The sequence below is a fragment of the Myxococcus sp. AM009 genome (assembly GCF_013372605.1).
In the GTDB taxonomy this organism is placed as follows: Bacteria; Myxococcota; Myxococcia; order Myxococcales; family Myxococcaceae; genus Myxococcus; species Myxococcus vastator.
This window is the reverse complement of sequence record NZ_JABXEP010000325.1, coordinates 1-2,324: the sequence shown is the minus strand read 5'-3', so window position 1 is coordinate 2,324 and position 2,324 is coordinate 1. Positions and strand designations below refer to the sequence as shown.

The 2,324-nt window shown below is 71.3% G+C and carries 2 protein-coding genes; one reads left to right on the top strand and one right to left on the bottom strand.

Annotation, left to right across the window (positions count from 1 at the left end):
* Positions 1-116: 116 nt before the first annotated feature.
* On the bottom strand, positions 117-1,040 hold the full coding sequence (locus HV824_RS35535) for a hypothetical protein (protein WP_255208616.1): 924 nt from the start codon (positions 1,038-1,040) through the stop codon (positions 117-119).
* A 422-nt stretch (positions 1,041-1,462) separates the two neighbouring features.
* Here HV824_RS35535 and HV824_RS35530 point away from each other — a divergent pair.
* Positions 1,463-2,324 (top strand): adenylate/guanylate cyclase domain-containing protein (locus HV824_RS35530; RefSeq protein WP_303623456.1); only part of this gene is annotated, 862 nt, incomplete at its 3' end.

Sequence of the window (2,324 nt, the reverse complement as noted above, 5' to 3'; positions counted from 1 at the left end):
GTGGGATGGGGTTGGGTGCATGGGACAGGGAAGTAGCCACGCCCATGCGCCGTCCAATCCATTCCGCCATGCGCGCGCGAAAAGCGTCTGACAGCCGACGCTCGCGCGGCGCACCTTCACGGGCAGGGGCCGCAGTCCTGTGCGCAGCTGTCGTATCGGTCGGAGGTGCCACATTGCTCCGTGGCCTGGCACACGCCGTCCCCACATTGATTCACATTCGCGGGGGACAGCCGCGTGGTGATGGGGCGGTAGGTGACCCCGCCGCGCGTGCAGGTCTCGTAGTAGAGGCCGCTCGAGTCCAGCGCGCAGTGGGACGCGCAGGCGCCCACGTACACCATGGGCGCGCAGGGCACGAGCGTCTCCGTGCCGTCGTGGAGCAGGCCCGCGCAGGCGCGCGAGGTGCTCTCCTGGGGCCCCAGCGGAGCGCGGTCCGCGCCCACGTGGATGCCCTCGGAATTGAAGAGGTTGCCGAAGAAACACGACTCCTGCCGGGCGTGCGTGGCGAGCTCCTGCGCCGTGTAGGGAATGACGGCCCCCGCGCCGTCCAGGCCGAGGAGGGAGATGAGCAGCTCCTCTCCCATCCGGTTGGCGTGGGCCGCCAGGCACGCGGAGACGACCTGCTGTTCGGCGAGCGTGGCCGCGCTCCCACCGGCCCAGTCCGGCGCCAGTCCCAGGCCGCCCTCCCAGGTGTACGACTGCTCCAGCGCGGCGGCCGTGTAGGTGCGCGTCTGCCCCGCGGGCACGGCGCAGCGGACCACGTAGCGCATCGCCATGTCGGCCAGTGAGGGGTCGGCCTGGAACCAGGTGTTGAAGGCCTCCGACGACAAGCCATTGAAGGACAGGCCGTTGAAGGACAGGCCGTTGAAGGACAGGCCGTTGAAGGACAGGCCATTGAAGGACAGCCCGTTGAACGACTCCTGCGGCTGCGTCAGCGCGCCGGTCGGGGACGCGGTGTCGGGTGGCAGCGGCTCGCAGCCCACAATGCCAAGCATCGTCAGGGCGAGCATCGGAAACGTCTTCGGAAACAGTGTCTTTTTCATCGACTCCCCAGTGGGTCCAGGTCGCCGGACGGCTCGCGGTGCGAGTGTCCGGGCGGGGCCACCCCGAGGAGTGCGGGCCTGGTGAAGGGTGGCGGGCGCGAAAATTTGCACCGGGGATGCGTGCGGGCAACCCGTACCCGCGGGCAATGTTTGCAGTCGCGGACAGTCGAGGCGTGCCGGAGGTGGGCACGGGGTTCACACCGGCGGTGCCTCCCGGGGCGAGGGCGCCGTGGCGTTGTGGACGCGTCCGCGCGCGAGCGTCGCGTGCCGGATGCTGTCTGTGTTGAGGCCCGGAGCATCTGCTCGTCACGCATGGGCGGTGTTCGTTCCGCGTGGTGTCATCGCTTCCGCGGGAGCTGGCATCGCAGGAGCGTGCGATGGGTGATGTGTCCTCCAGAAGGTTGGCAGGCTCCGCGGCGGGCATGCTGAGGGCGCTGCCCGGTCAGGAAGCCCAGCCGGCCTCCGCGACGCCCCCCGAGGGCTCGGTGGCGCTGGTGTTCACCGACGTGCAGGGCTCCACGCGGCTGTGGGAGCGTTGTGGCGCGGGCATGCGTGACGCGCTGGAGGTGCATGACCGCGTCCTGCGTTCCCTGCTGGCCGGCGGCACCGGCTACGAGGTGAAGACGCAGGGGGACTCCTTCATGATTGCGTTCCCCTCGGTGATGGAGGCGCTGGCGTGGTGTCTGGAGGCGCAGGACGCGCTGCTGCGCGCGCCCTGGCCGGTGGACCTCCTCTCCCAGCCCGAGGCCGCCGAAGAGGTGGGGCCCGGAGGCCTGTTGTTCCGGGGCCTGCGGGTTCGCATGGGCGTACACGTGGGCGAGCCGGAGTGCCGCGTGGACGCGCGCTCCGGCCGGACGGACTACCTGGGCCGCATGGTGAACGTGGCGGCGCGCGTGGCGGCCGCGGGTCATGGCGGTCAGGTCCTGGTGAGTGGCGGCGCCTGGGCGCGGGCCGCGCAGGTGCTGGAGGCGCTGGGCCGACCCGCGGTGCGTCCCCTGGGCGCGTTCCGGCTGAAGGGCATTGATGATGCCGTGGCCCTGGTGGAGGTGCTGCCCGCGCACCTGTCGGAGCGGCGCTTCGGCGTTCCACGCGCGCCCAGGGACAGGCAGGGGAACGTGCCCGTGCTCCAGGCCGGACTGGTGGGGCGGAGCATGGAGCTCGGGTGGCTCCGCCGCGGGTTCGCGGACGGCGCGCGGCTCGTCACGCTGCTGGGGCCGGGCGGCATGGGAAAGACGCGGCTGGCCACGTCCTTTGGCGCGCTGGAGCTGGAGTCGGGGGAATGGG